At 35.8% G+C, this 1,799-nt stretch carries 2 protein-coding genes; both read left to right on the top strand.

Annotated features, from left to right (window positions below; translation table 11 throughout):
• Positions 1 to 188: 188 nt before the first annotated feature.
• Complete coding sequence (locus AC1P5O_RS16490; RefSeq protein WP_086044066.1) at positions 189 to 530, top strand: hypothetical protein; 342 nt, start codon at positions 189 to 191, stop codon at positions 528 to 530.
• A gap of 226 nt (positions 531 to 756) precedes the next feature.
• Complete coding sequence (locus AC1P5O_RS16485) at positions 757 to 1,581, top strand: TIGR02391 family protein (RefSeq protein WP_086044067.1); 825 nt, start codon at positions 757 to 759, stop codon at positions 1,579 to 1,581.
• Positions 1,582 to 1,799: the final 218 nt, after the last annotated feature.

Genomic DNA, 1,799 nt, shown 5'->3' with positions numbered 1-1,799 from the left:
GAGGAATAGCAACACGATATGATAAGCTAAAGTGTAGCTATGAGGGGGCAGTTGCATTAGCTTGTATATTTATTTGGCTACCTTTATCGGGTAAATTCTATACTTGAAATGTCAACAGACCCTAATTTAATTAGCCAAACAAGATTTAAAAATACTTTAAAGTGCACCTTTTGATTGGATGTTACCTTGTGAAAGGTATAGCAATAGTATTTTTCATACTGATATTATTAGGCTGTAGTCAGCAGGACTTCAAAAATCAAGAGCAGGTTGATCCAAAAGGACTTATAGAAAAACAATTAAAATCTGCCAGAGAAGCAACTAAACATTTTCTTTCAGATCCTGAGTCAGCTAAATTTCGTAATCAAGTCGGAGATTGTGGAGAAGTAAGCTATAGAGAAGAATCTAGTACTTATAGCACTTATAAACGCTTCGTTGTGATTGCCCCCAATATAGTCTTCATTGAAGGTGATACTGATCAAATAGCGTTTAGACTAGCTTGGAAAAACGCTTGTAGACCGAGTTGGAATTGAATAGCCACCGATTTTGTAGACACCTTTTAGTTAGATTTGGACTGCCATATGTCTGGAATACTGAGAGTATTCCAGTTTTATATATTTATCTATTACAGAGATGGTGACTGTTTAACTCATTAAAAATATCTAACAAAATCTGTTGTTTAAAAAATAATTAGCTGTAGATTTTTACCCTTTTTTACCCCATCATCTTCCCAAACAAATACTCTCAAATTTTATAAAAATGTTCAAAACTGAAAACTATTACCATATTGATTACTTAGGCGAAGCTGGGATCACTGAAACCTGCCTATATAGCCTTTGCAATCTCATTCAGACTAACGCAGATCTAAGTTATGCTCTATTGCTGACGAATGATCAGTCCCATGGATTCATACTTAAAGATCAATCTGACAGTTATTACATCATCCGTTCAGGCTTTACCTCAGGTTATCCAGGCGAAGGACCCAAAGGGCTCGCAAAAGCTTTAACTATTTTGAATAAACATAAAATCGAAACCGAAGAAGTAACGATTCCTGCAAAACTGATGAACAAAGTTAATAATTCATCATTATGCGATAATGACATTGATTTTATTTTTAGAGAAAAAGTGATTCGACCTATACGTCTACATGACTATATTTACCCATTCCAAAATGAGGTAGCATCTTCTCATCTTAAGCGTTATTACCCGCTTGAACTACCCTACTCGATTATTGACGACAGAATTTTTGATCTTGCTTTACTCTTTAAACAAGACCCAGACTCAGCTTTAAGCAAAGCATATAAACGCTTAGAAGATATCATCAGACTACGTACAAGCTTAAATGAACATAGCACAAAGCTATTTGCGCAAGTCTTTCAGGGCGACAATGCTTTATTAACTTGGGACGTTCCAGATAGTGCCGAGATAAAAGGTAGAGTAAACTTATTTACGGGCACATATATGGCATTCCGTAATGCCCGAGCTCATCGTGAAAAAGATGAAAATTTGCTACATCAGTATCGTGAATTTTTATTGATTAATGAGTTATATCTACTTGAAGCTGAAGCCATAGATGCGCATTAAAAAAAGGACAAGGTCTCGTGAGACCTTGTCCTTTTTACTTATGCAGTTTCCTTACCTTCACTTAATATAAATGTACGCAACCAGTTAGTGACGTAAGCGTCCGCTGAACACACCTTATGAATTCATCCTATAAGCCTTAATTTAGTCCCCACTTAAAAACAAGTGGGGACTAAAATTTATGACTACAAATCACCAGACATCCATCGCATCTCTTGCGA

It is taken from the genome of Prolinoborus fasciculus, from assembly GCF_056724605.1.
Note: the sequence above shows the minus strand (reverse complement) of the source record. Positions and strands in the feature narration are given on the sequence as shown.

What these genes read in the sequence shown, in the direction of transcription:
- AC1P5O_RS16485 (WP_086044067.1), top strand. Translation starts at nt 757, where the DNA reads ATGTTCAAAACTGAAAACTATTACCATATTGATTACTTAGGCGAAGCT.